General features: G+C 60.1%; 1 protein-coding gene. It reads right to left on the minus strand.

What is annotated here, in order from left to right; genetic code table 11:
• Nucleotides 1-9 precede the first annotated feature (9 nt).
• The coding region (locus tag AWB81_RS43225) for an IS4 family transposase (RefSeq protein ID WP_062644725.1) at nucleotides 10-1,193 on the minus strand (1,184 nt) is incomplete at its 5' end.

A 1,193-nucleotide genomic window follows, 5' to 3' on the forward strand; every position in this document is an offset into this window, starting at 1 on the left:
TAATGCCGTTCAGTTAATGTTCTTTTTGAGGTATCGAACGGTGTAGCGTTTAGGGCGGGATTTGACGACTCGGTCGCATGCGCGCCCGGGTCGTTTTTCATTGGGGAGAGACTTAAGCCGTTCGCGCAGACGCTGAAGGCATGCGGGCAATTTTGCATAGGCCGGCGTCAGGGCAGCCCACATCATTTCGTGCTGGATCGTGTGGAGGGCTCGCACGAAGCTGATATCGGTCGGCGCGAGTTTCGCTTCCCATGCGGCGCTGGCGATCTCGCGGCGAATCAGGTTGTAGGCGATCAACGCGCCCCATATCTCCTGATACACCCCTTCAACGGTGCGACTGCGCAAGGTCAACTCCGAACCCAGCATCGATTGCTTGAGTTCCGCGTAACTGGTTTCGATCTGCCAGCGGCGCTCGTAGCAGGCAACGATATCGGCAGGTTTGTAGCGTCGGCGATCCCCCAGCGAAGTCAGCAGCACGCGTTCGCGTCCGCGCGCGTCGATGGTCCGGATCGCCCGCGCATTCCAGAATTCGGGCAAAGTCGGACACTTCTTGCGTGCCTGCTGCGAGACTCGCATGCGCACCATCGCATCGTCAGCGGTACCAGAGATCACTTCCCAGCAGGTATTCGCTTTGGCTGGAATCAGGAAGTGGCGATTGCGCGCGTTCATCGTCAGGCCGCACAGGATTTCTGCAGCCAGAAAGCCCTTGTCGAATACCGTCAGCGAGTCTTCCGGGATCTGTGGCAGCAGGCTTTTGGCGTACACCATTTCGTTGGTGTCGTAGCGACCGAAATTGATATCGGCGACCAGATGTGTCGGAATCGCGGTGAGCGTCACTGCGCGCACCTGCGGATAACTGGCCACCTTGCCACTGGCATAACCCTGCGCGCCAAAGTGCTCACGGTTGGCCGGGCTGTCGGGCGTGCGCAGCGTGGTGCCGTCCATCGCCCACAGACTTAACCCCTTGAACGCATGGTGAGCCGCGTCCTGACTCGTCCACGCCCGTGCTGTCTGCTCAAATAGCCAGGCCATCGGCGCCTCGCCGATACGTTGGCGTGCCTGTGCCACCGCGCTCTTGCTGACAAACGGCGCGGCCTCATTGGGCAAGGCTAGATCGAGACTGTCGAGCACCTCGCTGATCGACCAGTGCCGGTACATTGCCAGTGCGATCACCAGCCACACCACCTGTTCAG

This window comes from Caballeronia arationis (assembly GCF_001544975.2).
Taxonomy (GTDB): Bacteria; Pseudomonadota; Gammaproteobacteria; order Burkholderiales; family Burkholderiaceae; genus Caballeronia; species Caballeronia arationis.